Origin of the sequence: Pseudogemmobacter sp. W21_MBD1_M6 (assembly GCF_052119585.1) — a bacterium.
Taxonomy (GTDB): domain Bacteria; phylum Pseudomonadota; class Alphaproteobacteria; order Rhodobacterales; family Rhodobacteraceae; genus JBGQOJ01.
In genome coordinates this window covers 1-3819 of sequence record NZ_JBGQOJ010000062.1, presented here as the reverse complement: position 1 = coordinate 3819, position 3819 = coordinate 1, and the positions used below count along the sequence as shown (strand labels likewise).

At 58.2% G+C, this 3819-nt stretch carries 4 protein-coding genes; 2 read left to right on the top strand and 2 right to left on the bottom strand.

All coding sequences use genetic code 11. From position 1 onward, the window contains the following. A partial coding sequence (locus ACEN2R_RS20775; RefSeq protein ID WP_442044826.1) for a transcriptional regulator occupies positions 1-221 on the bottom strand: 221 nt, incomplete at its 3' end. A 599-nt stretch (positions 222-820) separates the two neighbouring features. Between ACEN2R_RS20775 and ACEN2R_RS20770 the strand changes: the two genes are divergently transcribed. Beyond that, a complete protein-coding gene (locus ACEN2R_RS20770) occupies positions 821-2074 on the top strand; it encodes a tyrosine-type recombinase/integrase (protein WP_442044824.1) in 1254 nt (417 codons plus the stop codon). 12 nt (positions 2075-2086) lie between these two features. Here the strand turns inward: ACEN2R_RS20770 and ACEN2R_RS20765 are convergent, their stop codons facing one another. Then, positions 2087-2719, bottom strand: coding sequence for a hypothetical protein (locus tag ACEN2R_RS20765; protein WP_442044822.1), 633 nt, complete (start codon positions 2717-2719; stop codon positions 2087-2089). A 213-nt stretch (positions 2720-2932) separates the two neighbouring features. Here ACEN2R_RS20765 and ACEN2R_RS20760 point away from each other — a divergent pair. After that, positions 2933-3819: helix-turn-helix transcriptional regulator (locus ACEN2R_RS20760; protein ID WP_442044820.1), on the top strand; the 887-nt coding region annotated here is incomplete at its 3' end.

Genomic DNA, 3819 nt, shown 5'->3' with positions numbered 1-3819 from the left:
GGGTTCGGCATCTCCTGCTGCGTCAGCCAGTCTTGAACCGCATCGCGCCGGTAATAAACCTTGCGCCCGGCGCGCACGCAGGGCGGACCAAATCGCAGCCCCTCCCAGCGACGCAGAGTTTCGACTGTCACACCGAGTTCAAGGGCAAGGTCCAGTCGGCTGATCCAGCCGCTCAAGAGCTTTGCTTTGGTAGGACGCATAGCCGTTCTTTGTTGTGTCATCGTCTGTCTCCTGTTTGTCGCCCGAACCGGACGGATTGCAGGCCTCAAGAAACGCAGAGACGAAGGGGCGGCGGGAAGGCACTGACCGGCGGTGATGCGCCAAATGCTTGCCGGTCATTGATCTTATTGAGTTTTATGGAGTTCGGCCGTTTTGGCGCAAGAATCTTGCACCGGAAAATCGGGTGGGCCGGAGGCCTCGCGATGTCATCGCGCGCTGCGTTCGCAACCGATTTACAAGCTTTGGCCCTGTTTCAGGGGGTTTGGCGGCTATCCATCGGCACTGAACCAACAGGCAAGGGGTTCAGACCCTTGCCGGTCATTGATATTAAACAAGATTTACAAAAATCCGGGTCTTAAACGCTGTGGATCGTGCCAAATTGGCCGCTGCGCCTGTCGTTTGGCCGCTCTTAACTTCGGGTCCACCGTGCCCCACAGCGGTGTGTCACATGCGCCCCTCGAAATTCATTAATGATTACAGGGACCGGCAAGCGTTTGGCACATCACCGCCGGTCACCGCCTATGCGCCGGTCAAAGGTCCATGCTTCGCTTGATAGGTCTGCTTATCTACGCATGTGTCTGTGGCAGTAGGAGAAATAAACATGGTTAAACGACTGCGACTGAATGAAAAAACTGTGAGAGACCTGATTGCGCAAGAAGATCGGGATTATCAGGTGTTTGACACCGAGATCCGGGGGCTCTCCATTCGCATCTTACGATCAGGGTCTCGGTCGTTCGTGTTGGATTACCGCTTTGCAGGACGCCAGCGCCGGATGGCAATTGGACGCTGGCCGGAGTGGAGTGCCGCAGCCGCCCGCGAACGCGCGCGGGAGCTACGTCGGGAAATCGACGAGGGGCGTGATCCGCTGGATGATCGTAGCGAACTGCGCGAAGCGCCAAGGTTCAAAGATATGATTGACCGTTATCTTGCTGAGCATGTGCCGCATCTGGCACCGCTGAACGCAGCCGACCAGCGAGCGATGCTGACCAAGCTCGTGGCGCCCCATTGGGCCAACAAGCTGGTGGCGGATATCACGCCGCATGATGTTGCCACATTACTGAACATTATAGCGCAGGGCAGGGCCCGCCCGTCAAAACAAAAACCAAACAACCGTGCACGCAAACTGCAGGGCGCAAAGCCCACGCCGATCCGGGCCAATCGCGTGGGCGAAGTGCTGCGCAAGATGTTCACGCTGGCCATCAGCTGGGGCTGGCGCACGGACAACCCGGCCACGGGGTTCAAAAAGCGTGTCGAGACGGCACGCGAACGCTTCTTGTCGCAAGAAGAGATCGGACGGCTGGCCACCGTACTGGACGCAGCCGAGGATCAGCGGGCAGCGGGTATCATCCGGATCTGCATGCTGACGGGCAGCCGTGTGGGTGAGGTGCGCCAAGCACGGTTTGAACAGTTCAATCTCGAACTGGGCATCTGGTCAAAACCCGCCGCCACCACCAAGCAGCGCAAGATCCACCGGATCCCGATTTCTGCAGATGTCGCAGCCATCGTGCGCCGACGCGCTCTTTTGGTGCCCAAAGATAACCCTTGGCTGTTTCCCGGCGACGTTCCCGGTCAGCCTGTAAAAGAAATCCGGAGGTTTTGGATCAACGTGCAGCGAGAGGCCAACCTGCCCGATGTCCGTATTCATGATTTGCGCCATACGTTTGCTTCCTTGTTGGTTAGTGGTGGCGCATCACTTGAGATGATCGGCAGGCTGCTGGGCCATACGCAAATGCAAACGACCCAGCGTTACGCGCATCTGATGGACTCACCCCTGCGGGCGGGCGTTGATGCGGTGGCTGGCATGTTCCGCCCGCGTCCCAAAATTGTCCATGATGCTGCTGTGAAGCGCGCCTGACGTATTTGATGTTCAGTCATCACCGCGCAGCGCACGCCAGAACGGCCGCAACCTGCGCCGAATGGTGCTTTCGTCGGGCATGTCGGCGCTTTCTGCGACATCGGCAAACCAGTCCTGCATTTCGGCTATCAACTCTGTTTGTGTCCCCGGTAAGCCGTGTTCGTGAACGCGCCGGGTCAAGGCCACGTACATGCCTTCCCAGTCATAGGGTGAAAGCGCGCCTGTGCCGCCACCAACGCGCCGCAATAAATCATGCTCATCCTCAAATCGCAGGACATCCTGGCCGCTGATGAGCAAGTCGGCGATGGAGACTTTGACCCCATCAACGGGCTCTGTGACGTAAGCCCAGTCGTGAGCGCGTTCAGGTTTTACCCGCATCAGCTGGATGGTGGTTGGCCCCGTGCCGCTGCGCCTGAAGAGGGGCAGCATGTCCATTGGTGATATGCTGATCTTGCCGGACACCTTGTCGGGTCCGCATATGGCCAGTGGAATGCCAGTCACGATATCCAGCTTCCCTTCGCTGGCCCAGCCCGCGAGGTCGGCGATGGTACAGCTCCATCGTGTTGCGGTTTCGTGCAATGTGAAGAAGGCTCTCGGTGGTAATGCCATTTTTGTTCCGTTCTCTGTTTTGAGCAGACGCCGCATGCCACCCGGTCCAGGTGTGCGCCGCCTGAGACGCTGGTGAGAGGGAAGAACCGTCTGGGTTGTGCATTGGGGAAGGCATGCCTTTGCATCATCTCCTCATCGGTGATGGCGCTATTCCTCAATCAACAGAACACCATAGAGCGAGTCGCCCTCTAGAGAGAGCTTACTGCAGTTGCTACGTCAGAAGCTGTCGGGGATAAAAGGGGGGTCGCCATGTCATACCGAAAAGCTCAGGAGCTATTGAGGCTGGCGGGCATGTGCGCGTCACGCCATCGGGGTGTCTGCTTGCAAGATATTGTGAACGAGTTCGAGGTGAACCAACGAACAGCCCAGCGCATGGTGCAGGCATTGAAGGAAGTGTTTCCAAGCCTCGCTGCAAACACGCATGGCGGTCGTCAGTATTGGTGGAAGCTGCGTGATACCGCTTTGATCGGCATGCAGGGTATCTATGATGACGAACTGGTGGCCCTTGAGATGAGCGTCCGCCGGGCGGCACGAGAAGGGGCGCACTCGCAAGCCGAGGTACTGCAAAGGTTGCGTGAACGCTTTATCGCAACGCTGCCCGCCGCAACGGCGCGGCGCGCGGAGGTGGATGCGGAAGCGGTTCTTGAGGCGCAGGGTTACGCTTGCCGCCCAGGTCCCAAGGTGAAAACTTCGCCTGAAGTCATGAGCGTCATTGCCGCAGCGTTAAAAGGGCCGTGCCGGCTTATAATCCGCTATCAAGGAAAACATGATCCTGCCCCACGTGAGCGGCGTGTTGAGCCCTATGGTATGCTGCTTGGCACCCGGCATTATTTGGTTGCACGGGATCCGAACAAGGATGACCAGTTCCGCCGGTTCAGGATGGACCGCATTTCTGCGGCTGAGGCCACGCCTGACTGGTTTGTAAGGGACGAGGGGTTCGATCTCGAAACTTACGCCGCACAGGCATTCGGGTCGTTTCATATGGATGCGGAGTTCAGCCGTGTCGTCTGGCGTTTCGACCCGGCAGCGGCAGTGACTGCGCGCGAGTTTGAATTCCACCCAAAGCAGAGGATGATCGACGAGGAGGATGGAAGGTTGATCGTATCATTTGACGCCAGCGGCTTGGTTGAAATGGC